Origin of the sequence: Pseudooceanicola pacificus (assembly GCF_009789075.1) — a bacterium.
GTDB classification, from domain to species: Bacteria; Pseudomonadota; Alphaproteobacteria; order Rhodobacterales; family Rhodobacteraceae; genus Pseudooceanicola; species Pseudooceanicola pacificus.
The window spans coordinates 155,224-179,063 of the sequence record NZ_WNXQ01000005.1 but is presented as its reverse complement, the minus strand read 5'-3'; the positions used below and the strand labels follow the sequence as shown (position 1 = coordinate 179,063).

At 69.6% G+C, this 23,840-nt stretch carries 19 protein-coding genes; 4 read left to right on the top strand and 15 right to left on the bottom strand.

Annotation, left to right across the window (positions count from 1 at the left end):
• Positions 1 to 137 precede the first annotated feature (137 nt).
• The 10 genes from GLS40_RS10955 to GLS40_RS10910 form a co-directional block, all read right to left on the bottom strand.
• Entirely contained in the window at positions 138 to 362 is a 225-nt protein-coding gene (locus GLS40_RS10955; protein WP_160382762.1) for a formate dehydrogenase subunit delta, read from the bottom strand.
• On the bottom strand, positions 352 to 1,161 hold the full coding sequence (fdhD, locus tag GLS40_RS10950; protein ID WP_160382761.1) for a formate dehydrogenase accessory sulfurtransferase FdhD: 810 nt from the start codon (positions 1,159 to 1,161) through the stop codon (positions 352 to 354). The genes GLS40_RS10955 and fdhD overlap by 11 nt, the downstream gene beginning before the upstream one ends.
• On the bottom strand, positions 1,161 to 4,082 hold the full coding sequence (gene fdhF / locus GLS40_RS10945; protein WP_160382760.1) for a formate dehydrogenase subunit alpha: 2,922 nt from the start codon (positions 4,080 to 4,082) through the stop codon (positions 1,161 to 1,163). Before fdhF ends, fdhD begins: the two co-directional genes overlap by 1 nt.
• Positions 4,083 to 4,086: 4 nt before the next feature.
• A complete protein-coding gene (locus GLS40_RS10940) occupies positions 4,087 to 4,293 on the bottom strand; it encodes a DUF4287 domain-containing protein (RefSeq protein WP_160382759.1) in 207 nt (68 codons plus the stop codon).
• 196 nt (positions 4,294 to 4,489) lie between these two features.
• On the bottom strand, positions 4,490 to 6,019 hold the full coding sequence (locus GLS40_RS10935) for a formate dehydrogenase beta subunit (protein ID WP_160382758.1): 1,530 nt from the start codon (positions 6,017 to 6,019) through the stop codon (positions 4,490 to 4,492).
• Positions 6,016 to 6,483: a formate dehydrogenase subunit gamma gene (locus GLS40_RS10930; RefSeq protein ID WP_160382757.1), complete on the bottom strand. Its 468-nt coding sequence runs from the start codon at positions 6,481 to 6,483 to the stop codon at positions 6,016 to 6,018. Before GLS40_RS10930 ends, GLS40_RS10935 begins: the two co-directional genes overlap by 4 nt.
• A gap of 94 nt (positions 6,484 to 6,577) precedes the next feature.
• A complete protein-coding gene (locus GLS40_RS10925; RefSeq protein WP_160382756.1) occupies positions 6,578 to 7,471 on the bottom strand; it encodes a LysR family transcriptional regulator in 894 nt (297 codons plus the stop codon).
• Positions 7,472 to 7,511: 40 nt separating this feature from the next.
• Positions 7,512 to 9,038 (bottom strand): ribosome biogenesis GTPase Der, encoded by a 1,527-nt coding sequence (der, locus tag GLS40_RS10920; RefSeq protein WP_160382755.1) that lies wholly within the window; start codon positions 9,036 to 9,038, stop codon positions 7,512 to 7,514.
• A gap of 352 nt (positions 9,039 to 9,390) precedes the next feature.
• Positions 9,391 to 10,707 carry a PQQ-binding-like beta-propeller repeat protein gene (locus GLS40_RS10915; RefSeq protein WP_328598893.1) on the bottom strand — a complete coding sequence of 439 codons (1,317 nt, stop codon included), beginning with the start codon at positions 10,705 to 10,707 and terminating at the stop codon, positions 9,391 to 9,393.
• 86 nt (positions 10,708 to 10,793) lie between these two features.
• The gene (locus tag GLS40_RS10910; protein WP_160382754.1) at positions 10,794 to 11,474 is read right to left on the bottom strand and encodes a tetratricopeptide repeat protein; all 681 of its coding nucleotides are present in this window, start codon (positions 11,472 to 11,474) and stop codon (positions 10,794 to 10,796) included.
• 249 nt (positions 11,475 to 11,723) lie between these two features.
• Between GLS40_RS10910 and GLS40_RS10905 the strand changes: the two genes are divergently transcribed.
• Complete coding sequence (locus GLS40_RS10905) at positions 11,724 to 13,058, top strand: efflux RND transporter periplasmic adaptor subunit (RefSeq protein WP_160382753.1); 1,335 nt, start codon at positions 11,724 to 11,726, stop codon at positions 13,056 to 13,058.
• Entirely contained in the window at positions 13,055 to 16,624 is a 3,570-nt protein-coding gene (locus tag GLS40_RS10900) for an efflux RND transporter permease subunit (RefSeq protein ID WP_160382752.1), read from the top strand. Before GLS40_RS10905 ends, GLS40_RS10900 begins: the two co-directional genes overlap by 4 nt.
• 621 nt (positions 16,625 to 17,245) lie before the next feature.
• Here GLS40_RS10900 and GLS40_RS10895 read toward each other — a convergent pair.
• A complete protein-coding gene (locus GLS40_RS10895) occupies positions 17,246 to 19,051 on the bottom strand; it encodes an ABCB family ABC transporter ATP-binding protein/permease (protein WP_328598892.1) in 1,806 nt (601 codons plus the stop codon).
• A gap of 100 nt (positions 19,052 to 19,151) precedes the next feature.
• Between GLS40_RS10895 and GLS40_RS10890 the strand changes: the two genes are divergently transcribed.
• Positions 19,152 to 19,502, top strand: a complete 351-nt coding sequence (locus GLS40_RS10890; protein ID WP_160382750.1) for an ArsR/SmtB family transcription factor — start codon at positions 19,152 to 19,154, stop codon at positions 19,500 to 19,502.
• A gap of 24 nt (positions 19,503 to 19,526) precedes the next feature.
• Here GLS40_RS10890 and GLS40_RS10885 read toward each other — a convergent pair whose 3' ends face one another.
• On the bottom strand, positions 19,527 to 21,278 hold the full coding sequence (locus GLS40_RS10885; RefSeq protein ID WP_160382749.1) for a LysM peptidoglycan-binding domain-containing protein: 1,752 nt from the start codon (positions 21,276 to 21,278) through the stop codon (positions 19,527 to 19,529).
• Positions 21,279 to 21,392: 114 nt separating this feature from the next.
• On the opposite strand from GLS40_RS10885, the gene GLS40_RS10880 reads away from it, so the two are divergent.
• Positions 21,393 to 21,950, top strand: a complete 558-nt coding sequence (locus GLS40_RS10880) for an LOG family protein (protein ID WP_160382748.1) — start codon at positions 21,393 to 21,395, stop codon at positions 21,948 to 21,950.
• Between the two features lie 6 nt (positions 21,951 to 21,956).
• Here GLS40_RS10880 and GLS40_RS10875 read toward each other — a convergent pair whose 3' ends face one another.
• From GLS40_RS10875 to GLS40_RS10865, 3 genes are all read right to left on the bottom strand, one after another.
• A complete protein-coding gene (locus GLS40_RS10875; RefSeq protein ID WP_160382747.1) occupies positions 21,957 to 22,412 on the bottom strand; it encodes a host attachment family protein in 456 nt (151 codons plus the stop codon).
• Positions 22,412 to 22,639 (bottom strand): hypothetical protein, encoded by a 228-nt coding sequence (locus GLS40_RS10870; protein ID WP_160382746.1) that lies wholly within the window; start codon positions 22,637 to 22,639, stop codon positions 22,412 to 22,414. The genes GLS40_RS10875 and GLS40_RS10870 overlap by 1 nt, the downstream gene beginning before the upstream one ends.
• 187 nt (positions 22,640 to 22,826) lie before the next feature.
• A complete protein-coding gene (locus tag GLS40_RS10865) occupies positions 22,827 to 23,426 on the bottom strand; it encodes a superoxide dismutase (RefSeq protein WP_160382745.1) in 600 nt (199 codons plus the stop codon).
• Positions 23,427 to 23,840: the final 414 nt, after the last annotated feature.

The following is a 23,840-nucleotide window of genomic DNA, read 5'->3' as shown; positions in this document are numbered from 1 at the left end:
GGGCGCGTTCAGGGCAGACCTGCCCCTGAACCGCTTCTCGGCAAATCTCCCGACCCATCGACCGGACCCGCCACCAGCCCCCGGGGCGTCGCCGCGCAGATGTCAGAACCGGGAATGCGCGGCAGCGCTCAACTGGATCACGCCCCGTCCGGGGGCTGGGGCAGCCGGCCCGCCGCCTCCAGCGCCAGCGGCGACAGCCCGGCCCCGCCGGCGGCCACGATCTCCAGCAGCTGCACCCGCATCCGGGGCTCCCAGAAATCCGACAGATGCGCCGCGACACGCTCCGCCCGGTCCTCCCCGGGCTGGGTGGCAAAGAAGGTGGCGATCTGGTTCGCCATATAGACCAGTTTCTCAGGCGACATCGGCCCCTCCGGCAATCCTCTCGGGCCCCGACCACAGGTCGAACCCGCCTTCGCGCGCGAAACAGGCCAGCGTCAGCCCCGCCTCACCCGCCATCCGCACCGCCAGCGCGGTCGGAGCGGAAACCGCGACCACCACCGGGAGTCCGGCCATCGCGCATTTCTGCACCATCTCGACCGAAACCCGGCTGGTCAGCACCGCCGCGCCCGAGGCCGGATCGCCCGCGCCCCGCGCCAGCGCCCCGATCAGCTTGTCGAGCGCGTTGTGCCGCCCCACATCCTCGCGCGCCAGCACGATGCCCTGCCCCGGCACCAGGAACCCCGCCGCATGGACCGCGCGGGCGCGGTCGTGCATCGGCTGGCTGGCGCGCAGCGCCTCGGGCGCGCCGGCGATCTCCTCCACGCCGAAGCGCAGGTCCGAGACCACCGCCGGCAGGTCGCGCATCGCCTGTTCCAGCGAATCCAGCCCGCACATTCCGCAGCCCACCGGCCCCGCCATCATCCGCCGCCGCGCGCCGAGCGCCTCGGCCCGGTCGGCGCGCAACCACATCCTGAGTTCGATGCCCTGCGCATGCGGCACGACCTCCAGCGACTCGATCTCGTCGGCGGCGCGCACGATCCCCTCGGTCAGGCAGAAGCCGACCGCAAAATCCTCCAGATCCGCGGGCGAGCACATCATCACCGCCTGGGACGATCCCTGACAGACGAGAGAGACCGGCACCTCCTCGGGCAGCGCCCGCAGCGCGGGCACCCGCCCGCCCGCATGCACCGCCGTCATCGGCAGGGAGGCCAGCCCCTTCATCATTCCGCCGCGGGCAGGATTCGCCGGGCCTGTTCGGCCTGGGCGGCATAGTCCTCCTGCCAGTCCGTCGGCCCGTTGGAGGCCGAGACCTGCACCGCCGTCACCTTGTATTCCGGGCAGTTCGTCGCCCAGTCCGAAAAATCGGTGGTGATCACATTGGCCTGCGTGTCCGGGTGGTGAAAGGTCGTGTAGACCACCCCGGGCGAGACCCGGTCGGTCACATGCGCCCTGAGCGTCGTTTCGCCCGAGCGCGAGGCGAGCTTGATCCAGTCGCCCTCCTTCAGGCCCCGGTTCTCGGCATCGTGGGGATGGATCTCCAGCAGGTCCTCGGGATGCCAGGCGGTGTTTGCCGTCCGCCGGGTCTGGGCACCCACGTTGTACTGCGACAGGATCCGCCCCGTGGTCAGCAGCAGCGGAAAGCGCGGGCCGGTCTTTTCGTCCGTCGCCACGTATTCCGTCACGATGAACCGCCCCTTGCCGCGCACGAAACCGTCCACATGCATCAGCGGCGTGCCGTCGGGGTTGGCCTCGTTGCAGGGCCACTGGACAGAGCCCTTCTCCTCCAGCACCTCGTAAGTCACCCCGGCGAAGGACGGCGTCGTCGCCGCGATCTCGTCCATGATCTGGGCCGGGTGGGTGTAGTGCCAGTCCGCGCCCATGGCATTGGCCAGCAGCTGCGTCACCTCCCAGTCCTCGTAGCCGTTGCGCGGGGCCATGACCCGGCGCACCCGGTTGATCCGGCGTTCGGCATTGGTGAAGGTCCCGTCCTTTTCCAGGAAGGTCGAGCCCGGCAGGAAGACATGGGCGTAATTCGCCGTCTCGTTCAGGAAGAGGTCATGCACGATGACGCAGTCCATCGCCGCCAGCCCCGCCGCGACATGTTTGGTATCCGGGTCGGACTGCAGGATATCCTCGCCCTGGCAGTAAAGCCCCTTGAAGGTGCCGTCGACCGCGGCGTCCAGCATGTTGGGAATGCGCAGGCCCGGTTCGCTGTCGATCTCGACGCCCCAGAGGGTTTCGAAAATCTCGCGCACCTCGGGGCCCTTTACATGGCGATAGCCCGGCAGTTCATGCGGGAAGGAGCCCATGTCGCAGGAGCCCTGCACGTTGTTCTGCCCGCGCAGCGGATTCACCCCCACGCCGGGGCGGCCGATATTGCCGGTCAGCATGGCCAGGTTGGCGATCCCGATCACGGTGGTCGAGCCCTGGCTGTGCTCCGTCACGCCCAGCCCGTAATAGATCGCCCCGTTGCCGCCGGTGGCAAACAGCCGTGCGGCGGCGCGCAGCTCGGCCGCGGGAACGCCGGTCAGCAGCGCGGTCGCCTCGGGGCTGTGGCGCGGGTCGCTGACGAATTCGGCATATTCGCTGAACTCGTCCCAGTCGCAGCGCTCGCGGATGAACGCCTCGTCCATCAGCCCCTCGGTCACGATCACATGCGCCATCGAGGTCACGACCGAGACATTGGTGCCGGGCCGCAGCGGCAGGTGATGCGCGGCCTCGACATGGGCCGAGCGCACCAGGTCGATGCGGCGCGGGTCGATCACGATCAGCTTGGCGCCGGCCCGCAGCCGCTTCTTCAGCCGCGAGGCAAAGACCGGGTGCCCGTCGGTCGGGTTGGCGCCGATGACGATGACGACATCGCTATCCTCGACACTGTCGAAATCCTGCGTCCCCGCGCTGGTGCCGAAGGTCTGGCCCAGCCCGTAGCCGGTGGGCGAATGGCAGACCCGGGCGCAGGTGTCGGTGTTGTTGTTGCCAAAGACCGCGCGGGCGAGTTTCTGCACCAGGTAGGTCTCTTCGTTGGTGCAGCGCGACGAGGTGATCACCCCGATGCTTTTCTTGCCGTGGGTCTCCTGCAGCCCGCGCATCCGGGTGGCGGCAAAGCTCAGCGCCTCCTCCCAGGTCACCTCGCGCCAGGGCTCGTCGATCCGGTCGCGGATCATCGGGTTCAGGATGCGGTCCTTGTGGCTGGCATAGCCATAGGCGAAACGGCCCTTCACGCAGGAATGGCCCCGGTTCGCCTTGCCGTGACGATAGGGCACCATGCGCACCAGTTCGTCGCCGTTGAGTTCGGCCTTGAAGGAGCAGCCGACGCCGCAATAGGCGCAGGTGGTGATCACCGACTTGTCGGGCGTGCCCATCTCGATCACGCTCTTTTCCTGCAGCGTCGCCGTCGGGCAGGCCTGCACGCAGGCCCCGCAGGACACGCAGTCGGAGGACATGAAATCATCCCCCGGCATCCCCGCCTTGACCCGGCTGTCGAACCCGCGCCCCTCGATCGTCAGGGCAAAGGTGCCCTGCACCTCTTCGCAGGCCCGCACGCAGCGCGAGCAGACGATGCATTTGGCGGGATCGTAGGTGAAATAGGGGTTGCTCTCGTCCTTGGGGATGTAGCGCGGGTTGGCCTCGCCCCCGGGTGCGCGGGCACGGATGTCGCCCTGGGCCAGGGTGCCGCCGATTGCGGCGTAATGGTTCTGCCCGGGCGTGTAGCGCACGTCGCGCAGCCCGACCATGCCGGCCATGTCCTGCAATTCGCAATCGCCGTTGGCGGCGCAGGTCAGGCAGTCCAGCGGGTGATCGGAGATATAGAGCTCCATCACGCCGCGGCGGATCTTCTTCACCCTGGGGGACTGGGTATGCACCACCATCCCCTCGGCCACCGGCGTGGTGCAGGAGGCGGGCGTGCCGCGCCGTCCCTCGATCTCGACCACGCAGAGCCGGCAGGAGCCGAAGGCCTCGACGCTGTCGGTGGCGCAGAGTTTCGGGATCCTCAGCCCGGCCTCCATCGCCGCGCGCATCACGCTGGTGCCCTCGGGCACCGTGACGGGGAACCCGTCGACGGTCAGGGTGACGCTGACACCGGAGCGGGAGAGCGGCGTGCCCATGTCCCAGTCCTTGGGCGGAATGATGAAATCCTTCATGATCTCAGCCTTTCCCGGCGCGTACATGCGCGACGATTGCATTGGCATGGCCGTGGCCCAGCCCGTGTTCGGTCTTGAGCCAGGCGACGGTGTCCATGTGCTTCTCCCCGGGCCGGGCGGCGACGAGGGAAAGCCAGTGGTCGATGGGCTGGCCGTAGGTCTTCTCGATCGAGGGGAAGTAGGAGGCGGGGCCCTTTACCTTGTCGGTCATCGCGGGGTGCTCCTTGTGAAACGGTCCTGGCGGGGGGACAGATGGACACGGGAGGGGGCTCTGCCCCCATCGTCCCTGCGGGCCGATTCCCCCGGAGTATTTCTGACGAGATGAAGCAGGGGGCCGCGCGCCGGGCCCGGGCGGTGCGCGGGATGGCGGGCGGGGCGATGTTCCCGCAGGGGACAAGCGCCGGGCGTCATTCCGCGGCCTCTTTCGCGACGGGGAAATCGGCGGGGAAGTGGCGCAGGGCCGACATCACCGGATAGGGGGTGAAGCCGCCGAGGGCGCAGAGCGAGCCGTCCTTCATCGTGTCGCAGAGATCCGTCAGCACCTCGACCGCCGACGCGTCGCCGCGCCCGATCCGGTCGATGGTCTCGACCCCGCGCACGGCGCCGATCCGGCAGGGGGTGCATTTGCCGCAGCTTTCCACCGCGCAGAATTCCATCGCGAAGCGCGCCATCGCCAGCATGTCGGCCGTGTCGTCGAAGATCACCACGCCGGCATGGCCGATCAGCCCGCCCTGCCCGTCGAATTCCTCGTAGCCGAAGGGCGTGTCGAACAGCGTCTCGGGGAAATAGGCCCCGAGCGGCCCGCCGATCTGCACCGCCTTGACCGGGCGGCCCGAGGCGGTGCCGCCGCCGATTTCGTTGACCAGCGTGCCGAGGCTCATGCCGAAGGCGGTTTCGAACAGCCCGCCGTGTTTCACATTGCCCGCGATCTGCACCGGGATCGTGCCGCGCGACCGGCCCAGGCCGAAGTCGCGGTACTGCGCCGCGCCCTTTTCCAGGATCACCGGCACCGTCGCCAGCGAGATCACGTTGTTCACCACCGTCGGCTTGCCGAAGGCGCCCTGCAGCGCCGGCAGCGGCGGCTTGGCCCGGACCACGCCGCGCTTGCCTTCGAGCGAGTTCAGCAGCGAGGTTTCCTCGCCGCAGACATAGGCCCCCGCGCCGACACGGATTTCCATGTCGAAGGCGCGCCCCGATCCCAGGACCGAGGCGCCCAGCACCCCGGCGGCGCGGGCGCGGCGCAGGGCCTCTTGCATCACCTCGATGGCATCGGGATATTCCGAGCGCAGGTAGACGAAGCCCCGGGTGCTGCCCGTGGCCAGCCCGGCGATCGCCATCCCCTCGACCAGCGAGAAGGGATCGCCCTCCATGATCATCCGGTCGGCAAATGTGCCGCTGTCGCCCTCGTCGGCATTGCAGACGATGTATTTCTGGTCGGCCTCGGCCTTGCGCACCGTGTCCCACTTGATGCCGGTGGGAAAGCCCGCCCCGCCCCGGCCGCGCAGCCCGCTGTCGGTGACCTCGGCCACCAGCGCCTCTGGTGTCATTTCCAGCGCGCGGCGCAGGCCGCTCAGCCCGCCATGCGCCTCGTACTCCGCCAGCGACAGGGGGTCGATCAGCCCGCAGCGGGCAAAAGTCAGGCGGGTCTGTTTCGCAAAGAAGGGAATCGCCTCGACATCGCCGAGGGCCAGCGCGTGATCCCCGAACGCCGCGTCGAAGAGGCCCGGCACATCCGCCGCGCTCACCGGGCCAAAGCCGGTGCGGCCCGCCTCGGTCTCGACCTCCAGCAGCGGCTCCAGCCAGACCATCCCGCGCGAGCCGTTGCGCACCAGGTCCACCGTCAGGCCGCGCGCCGCGGCTTCGCGCAGGACGGCCTCGGCCACGGCATCGGCGCCAAGCGCACGGGCGGCGGCATCGCGGGGGACATAGACCTTCATGCCGCGCCCTCCGCCACCAGCGCCTCGATCCGCGCGGCGTCGACGCGGCCGTGCAGCCGACCGTCGACCTGCGCCGCCGGGCCGCAGGCGCAGAGCCCCAGGCAATAGACCGGCTCCAGCGTCACGCCGCCCTTGCTCTCGCCCCAGCCGATGCCGAAGGTCTGCATCACGGCCTCGGCCACCGCCGCCCCGCCCGAGGCCTGGCAGGCCTCGGCCCGGCAGAGCCGCACCACCCGGCCCGTGACCGGCGCGTCGCGGAAATCGTGGTAGAAGGAGACGACGCCGTGCACCTCGGCCCGGGTCTGGTTCAGCGCCTGAGCGATGCGCGGCACCGCCGCCTGCGGCACATGGCCAAAAGCGGCCTGCAGCGCGTGCAGGATCGGCAGCATCGGCCCTTCCATCGACATATGCGCCGCGACGATGGCGTCGATCTCGGCCTCGGAGGGGGGGGTGGATGGGGACATGGCGCGCTCCGGCGGGTGGGCTGGCTGTGCCGTGGTTCTCGCGCCGCTTGATCGTAAAATCAATATCGCATTTCCGTCAGACGATAGACAGGCTCTATCGTGCCGAGACGCCCGCCAGGCCCCGCCCGGCCTCGATCAGCGCCTCCACCAGCGGCGTCTGCGGCGCGCGCCAGGGTGCTATCAGGCCCACGGCATGGGGTGCGCCGCCGTCGCGCAGGGGCACCACCGACACGCCGCGCCCGCGCGCCAGGAATTCGGCCAGCTGCCGGGGCAGCACGGTGACCCATCCGCCGCGCTCCACATGGCTCATCAGCACCACGGTGGAGTTCGATTCGATCCGCGCCTCGGGGGCCACGCCGGCCTCGATCAGCTTCTGGTTCACGATGCGGCGGTTCTGCATCTCGGGGGTCAGCAGGCAGAGCGGCACGCCGCCTAGGTCGCCCCAGTCCACCGACTCACGCGCCGCCAGCGCCGCGCCGGAGCCGCAGACCACGCAATATTCCTCGCGGTAGAGCGGGACCGAAAGGACCCGGCCCAGGGGTTCGTTGTCGAGGTAGGTGACCCCGGCATCGGCCTCCAGGTTCTCGATCATGGCGAGGATTTCGGTGGAGGAGCGCGACAGCACGATCAGCCGCACCTCGGGATGGGCGGCGCCGAAGGTGGCGGTCAGGCGGGCGGCCTCGCTCAGCGCGGTCGGCACGACGGCCAGGCGCAGGGTGCCCGAAAGCCCCCGGTGCACGGCGCGCATCTCGTCGCGCAGGGCCCGCGCCTCGCCCACGATCCGGCGGGCCCGTTCCAGGGTGCGCACGCCCTCGTCGGTCAGCCCGCCATAGCGCGATCCGCGCCGCACCAGCTGCACCCCGAGCTGCGATTCCAGCTGCTTGATCCCGGCCGACAGCGTCGGCTGGGTGATCCCGAGGGTTTCTGCGGCACGCCCGAAATGCTCCTCGCGCGCCAGGGCGATCAGCATTTCCAGCTTGTCGATCATGCCCGCCCCCGGCGGGCCGCACCGGGCCGGGGCGGCGCCATCACCTGGGCCGGGACTTGCCGGACCCGCGGCCGGGCGCCTTGGCCGGCCCCTTGTCCAGGTGCTTGCGCAACTTCGAGGGCCCGGGCTTCTTGCGCGACTGGTAGGGGTTGCGATCGCCCTGCCCGCGCATGTGCAGGCGGATCGGGGTGCCGGGCATGTCGAACCCCTCGCGCAGCCCGTTCACCAGGTAGCGGGAATAGCTCTCGGGCATCTTGTCGGGATGCGAGCACATCACCACGAATCCGGGCGGCCGGGTCTTGGCCTGGGTCATGTAGCGCAGCTTGATCCGCTTGCCCTGCGGCGCGGGCGGCGGGTGCGCCTCCAGCATGCCGCTCAGCCAGCGGTTCAGCCGCGCGGTCGACACCCGGCGGTTCCAGACCTCATGCGCCTTGATCACCGCGGCGCGCAGCCGGTCGAGCCCACGTCCCGTCTTGGCCGAGACGGTGACCAGCGGGGCGCCGCGCAGCTGCGGTAGCAGGCGTTCGAAGGCCTCCTTGAGGTCGCGCAGCTTCTGCTGCTTGTCGTCCTCGATGTCCCACTTGTTCACCGCGACCACCACGGCGCGGCCCTCGCGCTCGGCCAGGTCGGCGATGCGCAGGTCCTGCTGCTCGAAGGGGATGGCGGCGTCGAGCAGCACCACGACCACCTCGGCGAATTTCACCGCCCGCAGGCCGTCGCTGACCGAGAGCTTTTCGACCTTGTCCTGCACCTTGGCCTTCTTGCGCATGCCGGCGGTGTCGAAGATCCGCATCGGCAGGCCGTCCCAGTCGATCTGCAGAGAGATCGCGTCGCGGGTGATCCCGGCCTCGGGGCCGGTCAGCAGGCGGTCCTCGCCCAGGATGCGGTTGATCAGGGTCGACTTGCCGGCATTGGGCCGGCCCACCACGGCGACCTGCAGGGGCCTGGCGGTCGAGGGGCGCCAGGCTTCCTCGGCGGCGCCCAGGTCCAGCTCCTCGCTGCCGTCGTCCTCAGGCAGGAAGATATCGGTCTCGGGCGCAGTTTCGGCGGCAGCGGCGGCTTTCGCGGCAAAGGCATCCGAGATCGGCATCAGGGCGGCATAGAGATCGGCCATCCCCTCGCCATGCTCGGCCGAGATGCGCAGCGGCTCGCCCAGGCCCAGGGCATAGGCCTCGATCAGCCCGGCATCGGCGGCGGCGCCCTCGGCCTTGTTGCAGGCCAGGATCACCCGGGGCGCGCGCTTGCGCAGCAGTTCGGCAAAGAATTCGTCGGTCGGTGTCACACCGGCGCGGGCATCCAGCACGAAGAGGCAGACATCCGCCATGTCCACCGCCCGCTCGGTCAGCTTGCGCATCCGGCCCTGCAGGCTTTCGTCGGTGGCTTCCTCCAGACCCGCCGTGTCGATCACGGTGAAGGTCAGGTCGCCCAGCCGGGCCTCGCCCTCACGCAGGTCGCGCGTCACCCCGGGCTGGTCGTCGACCAGCGCCAGCTTCTTGCCAACCAGCCGGTTGAACAGCGTCGACTTGCCGGCATTGGGCCGGCCGACGATGGCGAGGGTGAAGGACATGGCGGGCTCCGCAGGGTTACGAGGGGCCGCGATACAGGAATTGAACAGCTTCGGAAAGAGGGATGCAACGGCACCGTCGCACCCGCCGGACCGCTGCCGGGGGCGCTGCCCCCGTCCGCCGCTGCGCGCCGGACTCCCCCGGAGTATTTGCAACGAGATGAAGCAGGGGCGATCCACCCGGCTTCATCTCGTCCGAAATACTCCCGCCGGAGGCGGACCCGCGAGACCCCGAACCCTGCGCAGCGCCAGGCGCCGCGATGCCGGTGCAGGTCCCTGCTCCCTTGCGGGCCACGGGGGGCGGAGGCGGGACGGGGCGCGGGGGCGGCCGGCCCCCTGCCCTGTCCCGGTGCCGTCAGCGGTAGGCGTAGAGCATGCCCTTGGTCGAGACCGCGTAGAGCGTGCCGCCGGCCACGACGGGTGCGACCGTGGCGCCGCCGGGCACCTCGATCGAGCCGCGCGGCGCGCCGGAGGCCGGGTCGTAGAACCGCAGCCAGCCGTCGTTCGAGGCGATGACGATCCGCCCCCCGGCCAGCACCGGGCCGTAATGGGCAAAGACCTCTTTCTGCCGCCTCGGCCGGTCCTTGACGAAGAACGGCAGTTCGGCGCCCCAGATCCGGTCGCCGGTGGCGGCGTCGAGGCGGAGCAGTTCGTTGCGGTCCGAGATCAGGAAGACCGAGCCGCCGGCCACCCAGACCGGGCCCAGCGGGCCCTCGTCCGCCGTCCAGAGCCGCTCGCCGGTCGAGACGTCCAGCGCCGCGAGCCGCCCGGACTGGGCGCCGACATAGACGGTGGAGCCCAGGACAACCGGATCGCCGGTGATATCGCTGATGTTCGCGCGGGCATAGCCCAGGCGGCGGCCGCCGACGATGACCTCCCAGGCCCGCAGCCCGCCGTTGCGGAAGGCGCCCTGCACCTCGCCCGAGCCGAAGCCGAAGATCGCGTATTTGTCGGTCAGCGCCGGGGCGGGCCCGCCCAGCACGTTGTTGGAGTCGGGCGCCGAGGAGAGCTGCCAGCGGATCCGGCCGGTATCGGCCTCGATCGCCCAGGCGGTCGCATCGCCCGCGACGAGGTAGACCACGCCATTGGCGAAGGTCGGCGCGCCATTGCCCGCGGCCTGCAGCTCCTGCTGCCAGATCACCGCGCCCGTGGCCGGGTCCAGCGCGGTCAGCCGACCGAAGCCGGACGAGACGTAGAGCCGCCCGCCGCCCACGGCCAGCCCGCCGCCGGTGGCGTCGCCGGCACCGTCGGTCGAGGGCACGAGATCGGCCTGCCAGAGCGTCGCGCCGGCGGTGGAGGTGGCGGTCACCTTCGCCTCGGCATCCAGGGTGAAGACGCGGCCGCCGGCCACCACGGGCTCGGCCGTGATCCGGTTGCGGCGGCTGTCGCCCGCGCCGATCGGCGCCGACCAGGCCAGCACCGGCGCCGGGCCGAGTGCGGGATTGTCCGTCCGCGTGGCCGGCGTGCCGGGCCGTTGCAGCCAGTCGGCATTGTTGCGGGCCGCGGGCAGGCTGATCGGCAGGGACCGGTTGCCCTGGCGCGCGGCCAGGTCTTCCACCGGCGCGCCGGTGCTCAGCGCCGCGCGCAGGTCCTCGCGCTTGCCGGGCAGGATCACCTCGCGTTCGTCGCAGGCCGCCGTCACCGCCAGCACCGCCACCATTGCGGCCCGCACCAGCCATCTGCCCCGCACCGGGCCAGCGCCCGCGCTACCGGCGCCCCTCGCCATCACTGCCTCAGCCATCTGTCGCGGCCCCAAGTTCATTCACTGCCTGCCGCCGCACCATCCGGTGCAGCGGGATCGGCCCCAAGCGCCACAATCAACTGAGACGCCCGTTGACGCAAGCCCGTGGTCAGTTCCGCATCCTCCAGGATCGCGCGCAGGCGGGCGATGGCCTCGTCGGTCTCGCCGGCCTCGACATAGGTCAGCGCGATCTGCTCGTCAGCCAGCAGCCGCAGGGCCGAGCCCGAGTTGGCCAGAGCCTCGTAATCCGCCCGCCGCTCGGCCGGATCGCGCTGCCCGGCCTGCAGGCCAAGCGCCTTGAACCGGGCGATGTCGCGGTAGATCTTCGGCAGGTCAGACGACCCGGCCACCTGCATCAGCGTGTCTGCGGCGCCTTCGGGATCATCGGCCGCCGCGGCCTCGCTCGATTCCAGCAGGCCGCGGATCGCCTGCTGGCCCGGGGTCGTGGCGTCGACCGCGTCGAGGGCGGACACCCGTTCCGCGGGCGTGTCCTGTTCCAGCGCGGACAGCAGCGCATCGCCAAGAGCCTGGGCCGCCGTGCGCTCCTGGGCCTTGCGGTATTCGTTCCACGCCGCCCCGGCGACAACCACCAGAACGACCAGGACCGCGATCCAGCCATACCGGCGGATCAGCCCGAACAGCCGGTCGCGGCGGACCTCCTCGGTGACCTCGTCGATGAAACTGTCCGTTTGGCTCATGCCCGGCCCCCCTTGATTTCGGCCCCTCTTACAGCTTTGCCCTGGCGCTGCCAAGGTCTGCGGACAGGCTGGGCACAGTGGCGACAGATGGCAGGATCCGTTGCGTCAAACCGAAATGCGGCGTTGCAGAAATGTCGAATTTGAACTACACGGTTCAGAACTTCGCTGCTGCCCGCTTGTATCGTGGCAGCGCGTTCCTAATTGGCTGTGCAATGCCCGGCGCGGGCGACGTTTCAGGTTGAGCGACTCATGCGACTTCTTCCCCTACTGACCGCCGTGCTGGTGACAGCGACGCTCTACGCCGTGATCATCCAGCGCGATGCCCTGATGGCCTTTGCCCGGGGCGAGGGGCTGGACCGCTCGATCGCCATCGCCCGGGGCGAGGCCGAGCCGATGACCGCCGAAGCCGCCGAGGTGCCCGCCGCCGCCGGGGAATCCCCCGCCGACGGGGAAGCAGCGGCGGCCGGAACCCCTGCCCCCGCCGGGGAAGACGCCGCCCCGCCCCACAAGCCGGTGCGCGTGGTCGCCATCCACAGCCAGGCGCGCGAGATCGACGGCGCCGTCATCCTGCGCGGCCAGACCGAGGCCGTGCGCCAGGTCGAGCTGCGGGCCGAGACCTCGGGCCGGGTGATTTCCGATCCGCTGCGCAAGGGCGCGCTGGTTGAGGCGGGCGAGTTGCTCTGCGAGCTGGACCCGGGCACCAGCAACGCCACCCTGGCCGAGGCGCAGGCCCGCCTGGCCGAGGCGCGCGCCGCCGTCCCGACCTCGCAGGCGCGGGTGGAAGAGGCCCGCGCGGTGCTGGAAGAGGCCCAGATCAACGACAATGCGGCGCGGAAGCTGTCCGAAGGCGGCTATGCCTCGGACACGCGCGTCGCCTCGACCAAGGCCGCCGTGCGCTCGGCCGAGGCGGCTGTCGCCTCTGCCGAATCCGGGCTGTCGAGCACCCAGGCGGCGATCCAGGCGGCCGAGGCCAATGTGGCCGCCGCGACCAGCGCCATCGACAAGCTGGCAATCCACGCCCCCTTTGGCGGTCTGCTGGAAACCGACACGGCCGAGCTCGGCTCGCTGCTGCAGCCGGGCAACGTCTGTGCCACGGTGATCCAGCTCGACCCGATCAAGCTGGTCGGATTCATCCCCGAGACCGAGATCGGCCGCGTGCAGACCGGCGCCCGCGCCGGGGCCCGCCTGGCCGCCGACGGGCGCGAGGTGATCGGCAAGGTCACCTTCCTGTCGCGGTCTTCGGACCCGCAGACCCGCACCTTCCGGGTCGAGGTCGAGGTCGCCAATGACGATCTGTCGATCCGCGACGGCCAGACCGCCGAGATCGGGATCGAGGCCGAGGGCGCGCTGGCGCATCTGCTGCCGCAATCGGCGCTGACGCTGAACGATGACGGCGCGCTTGGCGTGCGCACCGTCGCCGCCGACAACACCGCCGCCTTTGTCCCCGTGAAACTGCTGCGCGACACGCCGCAGGGCGTCTGGCTGACCGGGCTGGAGGACAAGGCGGACGTGATCGTCATCGGACAGGAATTCGTGGTCGCGGGCGTGCCCGTCGTGCCCTCGTACCAGGAAGCGACCCAATGACCGGAATAGTCGACTGGGCCGCCTCGCGCGCCCGCATGATCCTGGCCTTCATCGCCGTCTCGCTGATCGCGGGCGGCTTTGCCTATGTCAGCCTGCCCAAGGAGGGCGAGCCGGACATCGAGATCCCCGCGCTCTTCATCTCGGTCCCCTTCCCCGGCATCTCGGCCAGCGACAGCGAGACGCTGCTGGTCAAGCCGATGGAAACCGAGCTGTCGGACCTCGACGGGCTGGACAAGATGACCTCCACCGCCGCCGAGGGCTATGCCGGCATCGCGCTGGAGTTCGAATTCGGCTGGGACAAGACCAAGACCATGGCCGACGTGCGCGACGCCATGTCCAAGGCCGAATCCCGGTTCCCCGAAGGGTTCGACAAATATTCGGTGAACGAGATCAACTTCTCGGAATTCCCGATCATCATCGTCAACCTGACCGGCCAGGTGCCCGAACGCACCATGGCCCGCGTCGCCAAGGACCTGCAGGAAAAGGTCGAAGGCATCGACGCCGTGCTGGAGGCCGGGATCGCCGGCAACCGCGACGAGATGGTCGAGGTGATCATCGACCCGCTGAAACTGGAAAGCTACAACGTGTCGGCGAACGAGCTGATCGACGTTGTCACCTTCAACAACCAGCTGATCGCGGCGGGCGAGGTTGAGAACGAACAGGGCACATTTGCCATCAAGATCCCCGGCTCCTTCAAGGAACCGCGCGATATCTACTCGCTGCCGGTCAAGACCAACGGCGACCGCGTGGTCACCCTGGGCGATCTGGCCGACATCCGCCTGACCTTCGAGGACCGCCTGGGCACCGCCCGTTTCAACGGCGAAACGACGGTCGCGCTGCAGGTGGTCAAGCGCAAGGGCTACAACCTGATCGACACCGCCGCCGAGGTGAAGCGCGTGGTCGCCGAGGCCCGCGCCGATTGGCCCGAGGAACTGCAGGCCTCGGTCAATGTCGGCACCTCCAACGACCAGAGCCGCGTCGTCGGCTCGATGGTCCAGCAGCTCGAAGGGTCGGTCCTGACCGCCATCGCGCTGGTGATGATCGTCGTGCTGGCCGCACTCGGGCCCCGGCCGGCGCTGCTGGTCGGCTTCTCGATCCCGACCTCCTTCCTGCTCTGTTTCGTCCTTCTGGGGATGATGGGGATCACCATTTCGAACATCGTGATGTTCGGCCTGATCCTCGCGGTCGGCATGCTGGTCGACGGCGCGATCGTGGTAGTGGAATATGCCGACAAGCGCATCTCCGAGGGCTCCGGCCCGATGACCGCCTATGTCGAGGCGGCGCAGCGGATGTTCTGGCCGGTGATCTCCTCCACCGCGACGACGCTCTGCGCCTTCCTGCCGATGCTGTTCTGGCCCGGCGTCCCGGGCCAGTTCATGGGCATGCTGCCGGTCACGCTGATCTTCGTCCTGGCCGCCTCGCTGGTGGTGGCGCTGATCTACCTGCCGGTGATGGGCGGCGTCACGGGCCGCATCTCGCGCCTTTTCGGGCGGGCCTCGGACGGGCTGCGCCGGGCGGTGCCCTGGGTCGTGCGCGCCGCGCTGGTGCCGGTCGCGCTCTTCGGCATGTTCACCGGCGCGATGGCCACGATCAATCCGACCATCCTGTCCGGCCCCGGGGCCACCGGCGTCATGGCCACCCTGCCCGGCATCCTGCTGTTCCTGGCCTCTTCGGTCGCCGCCTCGATCACCCTGGGCGCCGCCAGGATCACCTGGCGCCGCAAGCGGGTGCGCGCCGGCCACCGCCGCACCGCCTTCGGCCTGCTGATCAAGCTGATCGCGGGCAACCCGATCATGCCCCTGGTCACCATCGCCGCGGTCGTCGCCTTCGTCATAGCCACGTTCAGCTACTTCGGCGAACACAACAAGGGCGTCGAATTCTTCACCGAGAGCGAACCGGAACAGGCCATCGTCTATGTCCGTGCCCGGGGCAACCTGTCGCTGGCGCAGAAGGACATGCTGGTGATGCAGGCCGAGGATATCGTGCTGCAGCATCCGGGCGTGCTGAACGCATTTGCCTTTGCCGGTGACGGCGGGCTGAACCAGAACACCGGCGGCGCGCAGCCTCCGCTGGACACGATCGGCCAGATCCAGCTGGAAATCGTCCCCTGGGAGGATCGCCGCGACCGGCCCGAGCTGGACGGCGACATCGTCATCGCGGAACTGACCGACCGGCTGTCGGGGATCCCCGGCATCCAGGTCGAGATCCTGGCCGCCAACATGGGCCCGGCCTCGGCCAAGCCGGTGCATCTGCGGATCAAGGGCGACAACTGGGACGACCTCATCGCCGCGACCGAACGCGTGCGCGCCAAGTTCGACGAGACGCGCGGCCTGGACCTGGTCGAGGACACCCTGCCCCTGCCCGGCATCGACTGGCAGATCGACGTCGATGTGGAAAAGGCCGGCCGCTACGGCGCCAACGTCGCCACCGTGGGCGCGATGGTCCAGCTGGTGACGCGCGGCCTGCTGCTGGACACCATGTCGGTCGACAGTTCCGACGAAGAGATCGAAATCCGCGTCCGCCTGCCCAAGAAGGACCGCGTGCTCTCGACCCTCGACACGCTGCGCGTGCGCACCCCGGACGGGCTGGTGCCGCTGTCCAACTTCATCACCCGCGAGCCGGTGGCCAAGCTGGCCCAGATCAAGCGCGTCGGGCAAAAGCGGTTCTTCGACGTCAAGGCGGCGGTTGTCCCCGGCCTGATGGCCAAGGGGCCGAACGGCGGCGAGGTGCCGCTGACGGCGGCCGAACGCATTGCCCATCTGCAGACCTGGCTGGATGACGGCGGGGCCGACCTGCCCTCGGGGATCTCGACCGAATGGACCGGCGATCAGGAGGACCAGGAGGAAAGCCAGCAGTTCCTCGTCTCGGCCTTCGGGGCGGCGCTGGCACTGATGTTCATCATCCTGCTCGCGCAGTTCAACTCCTTCTACAACGCGGTGCTGGTGCTGCTGGCCGTGGTGCTTTCCACCGCCGGGGTGCTGATCGGGATGCTGGTGATGGATCAGGCCTTCTCGATCATCATGACCGGGACGGGGATCGTCGCGCTGGCGGGCATCGTGGTGAACAACAACATCGTGCTGATCGACACCTACCAGGAATACAGCGCCTACATGCCGCGGATCGAGGCGATCATCCGCACGGCCGAGGCCCGCATCCGCCCGGTCCTGCTGACCACGGTCACCACGATGGCGGGTCTGGCGCCGATGATGTTCGGCCTCTCGCTCGACTTCTTCGCCGGGGGCTATTCGATCGACAGCCCGACGGCCCTGTGGTGGAAACAGCTCGCCACGGCGGTGGTCTTCGGCCTGGGGATCGCCACGGTGCTGACGCTGGTCTTCACCCCGTCGATGCTGGCGCTGCGGGTCTGGGCGGAAACCTATGCCAAGTGGATCGCCCGGCTGCTGGCCCGCCTGTCCTTCGGCCGCGGCAGCCGCGCAGCGCAGGACTGGGCCCTGCGCCGGGCCGCCCGCCGGCTGAAATCGCCGGAAATCGTCTGGGACGACGAAGGCACCGGCCCCCGGATCGTGATGCACGACGGCCCGGGCACATTGAAGGCGGCGGAATAGGCGCGCCACGACGCGCCACCTTTATCCGGCAGGACTTGCCTCGGCCGGAGACCCGGGTCCGGCCCGGCCCCCAGGGGCGAGTCGGGCCCGGCGCATCTGCGGCTGAGGGGGAGAGCCAGGGGCCGTGTGGGCCAGGGCGCGCGCGGGTCCGGCCCCTGGCCGTGCCCCCCGGCAGTGCCTCAGCAGGTCAGCGCTCCCCCCGGGACAAGTGCAAAGCGTCGCGCCCGGACATGCCTCCGCATGGCAGCCCGCCACCCGGGCACAGGCACCGCCGCGCCCCCTGCCAGGCCGCGGCATGACGATGCCCGGACATGCTGCCGCATCTCTGCCTGCCGGGCAAACCACAGAATGGCGCCGCCGCGGCTCCCGGCCATGCCCCGCACCCAAGGTTTGCGAATGTCAGGCCACGCGGCCCGGAACGGCATCGACGGGGCCCCGCGCAGGTGACGGGTCCGGGCTGTGCGGCATGGGCGCCCGCTGCAACACTTCCACCTCCCGGACCGCCTGCAAGCCCGCCCGGGAACCGCCAACGCGGCCAGGGCGGCCGCCGGACACCCGCAACCGACGCCCCACGGGACGGCGGGCGGGGCGATGTTCCGCAGGAACGAGCGCCGGGCGGCGTCAGGCGGCTTCGGCCTCCGAGGCCTGCCGCGCCCAGAGGCTGGCATAGCGCCCCTGCCGGGCCAGCAGTTCGGCGTGGCTGCCCTCCTCGACCACCTGGCCCGCGTCCAGCACCACGATCCGGTCGGCATCGGCCACGGTCGACAGCCGGTGCGCGATGGTCAGCACCGTGCGCCCCTCGCCGGCCAGGGCCAGCGCCGCCTGGATGTCGCGCTCGGTCTCAGTGTCCAGGGCCGAGGTCGCCTCGTCCAGCAGCAGGATCGGCGGGTCCTTCAGCAGGGTTCGGGCAATGCCCACGCGCTGCTTCTCGCCGCCCGACAGCTTCAGCCCGCGCTCGCCCACCCGGGTCTCGTAACCCTCGGGCAGCGAGACGATGAAATCGTGGATCTGCGCCGCGCGCGCCGCCGCCTCGATCTCGTCCTGGCTGGCGCCATCGCGACCATAGGCGATATTGTAGCGGATCGTGTCGTTGAACAGCACGGTGTCCTGCGGCACCACCCCGATGGCGGCATGCAGGCTGTCCTGGGTCACCCCGCGCACATCCTGCCCGTCGATCCTGAGCGCCCCGCCCTGCACGTCGTAGAACCGGAACAGCAGCCGCCCCACCGTCGACTTGCCCGACCCCGAGGGCCCGACAATCGCCACCTTCTCGCCCGCGCCCACGCGCAGGGTCACCCCGCGCAGGATGGGGCGTTCGGGCTCATAGCCGAATGCCACCGCGTCCAGCTCCACCGCGCCGCCGCTTACGGCCAGGGGTCTGGCGTCGGGCGCATCCTGCACCTCGGCGGGCTGGTCGAGCAGTTCGAACATTTCGGCCATGTCGACCAGCGCCTGCCGGATCTCGCGGTAGACCGTGCCCAGGAAGTTCAGCGGCATGGTGATCTGCAGCATATAGGCGTTGACCATGACGAAATCGCCCACCGTCAGCGCGCCGCTGGCCACCCCATTGGCGGCCATCGCCATCACGCCCACCAGCCCCGCCGTGATCAGCATCGTCTGGCCGAAGTTCAGGAAGGCCAGCGAATAGGCCGTCTTCAGCGCCGCCTGCTCATATCCGGCCATCGCCACGTCATAGCGCTGCGCCTCGCGGGACTCGGCGCCGAAATACTTCACCGTCTCGAAGTTCAGAAGGCTGTCGATCGCCTTCTGATTCGCGTCGGTGTCCTGGTCGTTCATCTCCTTGCGCAGCTTCACCCGCCACTCGGTCACCTTGAAGGTGAAGGCGACATAGGCCGTCACCACCGCCACCACCACCACGAGATACCAGATGTCGAAAACCCACCAGAGCACGATGGCCACCAGCAGCAGTTCCAGCAGCAGCGGCCCCATCGACAGCAGCATGAAGCGCAACAGGAAGTCGACACCCTTGACCCCGCGCTCGATGATACGGCTCAGCCCGCCGGTGCGCCGCCCGATGTGATAGCGCATCGACAGGCGGTGGATATGGGCAAAGGTTTCGAACGCCATCTGCCGCAGCGCCCGCTGCCCGACCTTGGCAAAGATCACGTCGCGCAGCTGCTGAAAGCCCACGTTCATCGCCCGCGACAGGCCATAGGCCACGGTCAGCCCGATGGCGCCAAGGCCCATCAGCCAGGCCGCGTTGTCCCCTTCGCCCGCCAGGGCATCCACCGCCGCCTTGTAGAAGAACGGCGTGACAATCGCGACCAGCTTGGCCGCCAGCAGCACCACCAGCGAGGCCATGACCCGCTTTTTCACCCAAGGATGTTCGTCGGGCCAGAGATAGGGCAGCACCCGCGCCACGATCTTGCGCCCGTTCTTCGGCATCTCGGTGGTGGTCATGGTCATGCGTCTGCTCATCGCTGGTCCCGGGCTGCCTTTTGGTTGCCGTGAGGCCGCATTCGCGCTATCACGGACCTAATTTCAACGTTTCATGAGTAGTTGAACGATGGACCGGAGTCCAGCCCTCGCCGCCCTGTCCGCGCTCGCCCACGAGACGCGCCTGGACATCGTCCGCCTGCTGGTCCGGCGCGGCCGGCGCGGGGCCCCGGCGGGCGAAATCGCGCGGATGGTCAGCGTCTCGGCCTCGCGCCTCAGCTTTCACCTGCGGTTGCTGGAACAGGCCGGGCTGGTCACCGCCACGCGCGAGGGGCGGCAGGTGATCTATGCCTTCGACCGGGCCCGGATGGGCGCGCTGATCGGCTATCTGCTGAGCGATTGCTGCGCCGACGACCCCGAGGTGCGCGCCTGCTGCAGCCAGGCCGCGATCCGCCTGCCCGCCGAGGACGGGGCGGGCTGAGCCCGTCCGCCGCCCGCTGCGCCCTCATTCGATCTTGGTTTCGGCCTCGGGCACGGTGAAGATCTGGCCCGGATAGATCAGGTCGGGATTGCGGATCCGGTCGGCATTCGCCTCGTAGACCTTGACGTATTGCACGCCCGAGCCGAGGTTTTCCCGCGCGATGGCCCAGAGGGTGAAGCCGGGCTGCACCGTCACCTGCAGCACCCCGTTGCGCATCTGCGCCTTCAGCGCGGCGCGCACATCGGCATCGGCCTCGCGTTCGAACGGTGTTTCCACGCGGGCGCGCACGGTGCCTTCGTCATCCACCTGGTCGACGCGCAGGGTATAGACCCCCTTGTCCACATTGGGCAGTTCCGTGCGCCATGTGCCGTCCTCGGCGATCCGGGAATCCACGATCGGCTTGTTGTCGAGATAGACCCGCACAAAGGCACCCGGCACACCGCGTCCGGCCAGTTCGACCTCGCCCGTATCGGTATAGGTGATGGCATCCAGCGAGACCTCGGACATGACCGTGGGCGGCGCATCCGGCGCTTGCAGCACGCGCGTCTCGTCGGCGCGCGACAGGATCACCGTGGGCGGCAGCGGTTCGGCAACCGCCGCCGGGGCGCTTGCCACCTCGACCGCGGTGTCACTGCCGGACACCGGCGCGGCGGGTGCCTCGGTCGCGGCGACCGGCGCGGTTTCTGCCAGGCCGGTATCGGCGGCGACCTCGGGTTCGGGGGCCGAGCCGGTATCGGCGGTTGCCGCGTCATCCGCATCCGCCATCCTGTCGGGCGCGGCGGTCTCGGCGTCGGGGTCGGTGCCGGCCGCGACCTCGGGTCCGGCTCCGTCGACGCCGGGCTGGCCCATGCCGGCCGCCGCATCGGCGACAACCGGGGCTGCGCCGCCGGTGCCCGCAGCGGCGCCTTCGCCCGCATCGGCGACCGCGGCATCGGCACCGGTGGCCGGGGTGCCGGCAGGCTGCGCCGCATCCGTGGAAGCCTCGGCGGGGGTGGTGGTGGTTCCGGCAGGACCGGCGGCGGCTGTGGTATCCCGCGCATCGGCCACCACGTCGGGCGACGTCACTTCGGGCGCCGCGTCGGCGGTGGCATCCGCCGTCCGCTCCGGCGGCGATCCGGCCGGTGCGGGGGCTTCGCCTGCGGGCGCGGCTCCGGCAGTGGCGACCGGGGCGCGCGGGGCCAGGATCACCCGGTCCTCCGAGGCGACAGGCCCCTGCCCCGAGGGGCCGTACATCGCCAGCGTCAGCACGCGCGGCACGTCGCTGACGGGCAGCGACAGGAAGGTGGCGAACTTGCCGTCAGAGCCTGCGACCTCGCGCACCAGCTCGTCCCCGTCCAGCTCCACCGCCACGGACCATTCCGGAGAGGCCTTGCCCGCGATCAGGGTCGACCCGTCGGCCTCGACCCTGACCAGGTCGAAGGTGGGCGGTGACGGCAGGCCTGCCACGGCGGGCGCCGGGGCGGCATCGGACGGCGCGGGCTCGGCGGTTTCCGCGGCGGGCGGGGTGTCATTGGCCGTTTCGGCGCTTGCGGGGCTGTCGGTCGCAGCCGCGTCAGCCGCAGCCGATGCCGTCACGGAGGGCTTTTTCGCCGGCGCGGTCGCCCCGCCCGTCCCGGTGGCCTGCTCTGGCGGCACGGTCGCCATCTGCGCGGGCGCGTCGGGCGCGGGCCGCAACCCGTCCAGCATGCCCGAGAAATATGCAGCCGCACCAAGCGCCGCCGCCGCCGCCACCGTGGCTGCAACGGGCCAACCGCCAAGACCTGCCAGTTTCGTCATCCCCGGGTCCTTCCAAGGTCAGAACCACGCGGCTCTGAGGTTGAGACCCTATATCAACAGGGATAACAGGGGTCAAAAGCGCATTACGCGCCTGACCCGGAAGGATATGCCCCCATGAGCAAAGCCTCGGTTTGTGTGTTCTGCGGATCACGCAAGGGCGCACTGCCCGAATATGCGGCGGAAGCGGAACGCCTGGGCAAGGCCCTGGCAGACCGCGACTGGCGGCTGGTCTATGGCGCGGGGGATGTCGGGCTGATGGGCCTGACCGCCCGCGCGGCCCAGGCGGCGGGGGGCGAGACCTTTGGCGTGATCCCGACCCATCTGATGAACATGGAGGTGGGCAAGCGCGACCTGACCAGCTTTGTCGTCACCGAGACGATGCACGAGCGCAAGAAGGTCATGTTCATGAACTGCGACGCCATCGTGGTGCTGCCCGGCGGCGCGGGGTCGCTGGACGAGTTCTTCGAGGTGCTGACATGGCGCCAGCTCGCCCTGCATGACAAGCCGATCTACCTGCTGGACACCCAGGGCTACTGGGCGCCGCTGATCGGGCTGATGCACCATGTGGTCGAACAGGGCTTTGCCGATGCCTCGGTCCTGGAATTCGTCACCATCAAGGCGACGGTCGAGGCGCTGATGGACGATCTCGCCCCGCGCCTCGCCGCCATCTGACGCGCCTCAGGCGGCGGCCAGGTCCTTGCGGATCAGCTTCTCGATCTCGCGGATCGGGTGGTTGGTGAGGGTCTTGGGCACCTCGTGCAGGACCTTGGCGCGCACCTCGGCATGCAGCTTGTCGCGCAGTTCGCCCAGCGTGGCCGGCGGGGCGACAATCACGATGTGATCGAACCGGCCGCGATGCGCACGCTGATAGAGCATGTCGGCCAGTTCGTCGGCGAACCGCTCCTTGGCCAGCTCGTGCCAGTCCGTGTCATCCAGGGCCGAGCGCTGTCCGGGCCCGGTATCGGGCATCCGCCCCGGCCGGTTGGCCGATTGCGCACGGTCCGACGGGTTGTCCTGTTCCTCCTTGCGCACGACCTCCAGATGAGGGTCCTGTCCGTCGGTCAGGTTGCGCAGGAACAGCGCCTTTTCACCATCGGCGACCAGCACCCAGGCGTCATTGGGAAGAGCGGTCATCACATGTTCTCCTTGTCGCCACTGCGGTTGCGGTCCTGCGCCAGAGGGCGCGTCGCCCCGGCCGAGGTCTCGTCCAGCCGCTTCTTTTCGTCCCGCGAGCCGACCTTGCGCTGCAGCTCGCCGCCGTTTGCGCCCTGCTGGCCGGGGGCTGGCATGTCCTCGGGGCGCTCGCCCAGGATCGCCTCGGTCTCGCGCTTGCGGTCCTGAGACTTCTGACGCTGTGCCATGTCATGATCCTCCTTCTGGCTTCACAGGGTCAACGAAGGCGCGCGGCCTCCGGTTCCTGTCCGGTCCCGCGCGGCGGCTGGTTCCGGCCTGCCGGGCGGCGGAGGCCGGGGTCCGAAACGAAAACGCCCCCGCAGATCCCTGCGGAGGCGTCCGATAGGTGTTGAAAACAGGCCCGCAGGCCCGGGATCACATGCGCGAGGCGACGTTTTCCCAGTTCACCAGCTTGTCGAGGAAGTTCGACAGATAGGCCGGGCGCTTGTTGCGGAAGTCGATGTAATAGGAATGTTCCCACACATCGCAGCCCAGCAGAGCGGTCTGGCCGAAGCAGAGCGGGTTCACGCCGTTTTCGGTCTTGGTGACCTTCAGCGACCCGTCGGTGTCCTTGACCAGCCAGCACCAGCCCGAGCCGAACTGACCCGCGCCCGCGGCCGAGAAGTCTTCCTTGAACTTGTCGACCGAGCCGAAGCTTTCGGTGATGGCCTTTTCCAGCTCACCCGGCATGCCGCCGGTGCCCGGGCCCATCATTTCCCAGAACTGGTTGTGGTTCCAGAACTGCGAGGCGTTGTTGAAGATGCCGTTCTGGGCCACGGCCTTGGGGTCGTAGGTGCCCTTGATGATCTCTTCGACCGACTTGCCTTCCCACTCGGTGCCGGCAATCGCCTTGTTGCCGTTGTCGACATAGGCCTTGTGGTGAATGTCGTGGTGAAACTCCAGCGTCTCCTTCGACATGCCGAGATCGGCCAGCGCGTCGTGGGCGTAGGGAAGGTCGGGAAGTTCGAAAGCCATAATTTCGTCCTTTCGGGTTGCGTCGGTGATTGCCCCTAGATGTTACCCCCGACCCCGGAAGGTCAAGGGGGCGCGGGCCGTTGAGGGGCGGATTGCAGGGGGCCCAAGGTGCACAACCGGCAGGCGTGACGCGCGGGTCCGCGCAGAAACCCCGGGGCTGGAGAGGGTGCCTGGCGGCGGGGATCGGGGACCGGCGGGCGGGGTTTGACGGCCGGGGGTGTCGCCTGTCCCTGTGCCGGGCGTGCGCTTGCGCAAGGGCAGCAATGGCGCGGGGAGCGAACACCAAGGCGCGGGGAAAAAGCTTGCCATTTCAGCGCTCTGGCTGTGGTCGGCCTTGGTCGCGCGGCGCCGGGCGGGCAAGCGCCGGATCGCGACAGGGCACGGGACGGGATGCCCCGCGGCCAGCGCCCTGCC

Excerpts from the sequence above, each read along its gene's own strand:
- GLS40_RS10910 (WP_160382754.1), bottom strand. The coding sequence starts at position 11,474 with ATGAGCCAAACGGACAGTTTCATCGACGAGGTCACCGAGGAGGTCCGC.
- GLS40_RS10895 (WP_328598892.1), bottom strand. The coding sequence starts at position 19,051 with ATGACCATGACCACCACCGAGATGCCGAAGAACGGGCGCAAGATCGTG.
- GLS40_RS10925 (WP_160382756.1), bottom strand. The coding sequence starts at position 7,471 with ATGATCGACAAGCTGGAAATGCTGATCGCCCTGGCGCGCGAGGAGCAT.
- GLS40_RS10935 (WP_160382758.1), bottom strand. The coding sequence starts at position 6,019 with ATGAAGGTCTATGTCCCCCGCGATGCCGCCGCCCGTGCGCTTGGCGCC.
- GLS40_RS10900 (WP_160382752.1), top strand. The coding sequence starts at position 13,055 with ATGACCGGAATAGTCGACTGGGCCGCCTCGCGCGCCCGCATGATCCTG.
- GLS40_RS10905 (WP_160382753.1), top strand. The coding sequence starts at position 11,724 with ATGCGACTTCTTCCCCTACTGACCGCCGTGCTGGTGACAGCGACGCTC.
- GLS40_RS10875 (WP_160382747.1), bottom strand. The coding sequence starts at position 22,412 with ATGACCGCTCTTCCCAATGACGCCTGGGTGCTGGTCGCCGATGGTGAA.
- GLS40_RS10890 (WP_160382750.1), top strand. The coding sequence starts at position 19,152 with ATGGACCGGAGTCCAGCCCTCGCCGCCCTGTCCGCGCTCGCCCACGAG.
- GLS40_RS10930 (WP_160382757.1), bottom strand. The coding sequence starts at position 6,483 with ATGTCCCCATCCACCCCCCCCTCCGAGGCCGAGATCGACGCCATCGTC.
- fdhD (WP_160382761.1), bottom strand. The coding sequence starts at position 1,161 with ATGAAGGGGCTGGCCTCCCTGCCGATGACGGCGGTGCATGCGGGCGGG.
- der (WP_160382755.1), bottom strand. The coding sequence starts at position 9,038 with ATGTCCTTCACCCTCGCCATCGTCGGCCGGCCCAATGCCGGCAAGTCG.
- GLS40_RS10940 (WP_160382759.1), bottom strand. The coding sequence starts at position 4,293 with ATGACCGACAAGGTAAAGGGCCCCGCCTCCTACTTCCCCTCGATCGAG.
- fdhF (WP_160382760.1), bottom strand. The coding sequence starts at position 4,082 with ATGAAGGATTTCATCATTCCGCCCAAGGACTGGGACATGGGCACGCCG.
- GLS40_RS10870 (WP_160382746.1), bottom strand. The coding sequence starts at position 22,639 with ATGGCACAGCGTCAGAAGTCTCAGGACCGCAAGCGCGAGACCGAGGCG.
- GLS40_RS10880 (WP_160382748.1), top strand. The coding sequence starts at position 21,393 with ATGAGCAAAGCCTCGGTTTGTGTGTTCTGCGGATCACGCAAGGGCGCA.
- GLS40_RS10885 (WP_160382749.1), bottom strand. The coding sequence starts at position 21,278 with ATGACGAAACTGGCAGGTCTTGGCGGTTGGCCCGTTGCAGCCACGGTG.
- GLS40_RS10865 (WP_160382745.1), bottom strand. The coding sequence starts at position 23,426 with ATGGCTTTCGAACTTCCCGACCTTCCCTACGCCCACGACGCGCTGGCC.
- GLS40_RS10955 (WP_160382762.1), bottom strand. The coding sequence starts at position 362 with ATGTCGCCTGAGAAACTGGTCTATATGGCGAACCAGATCGCCACCTTC.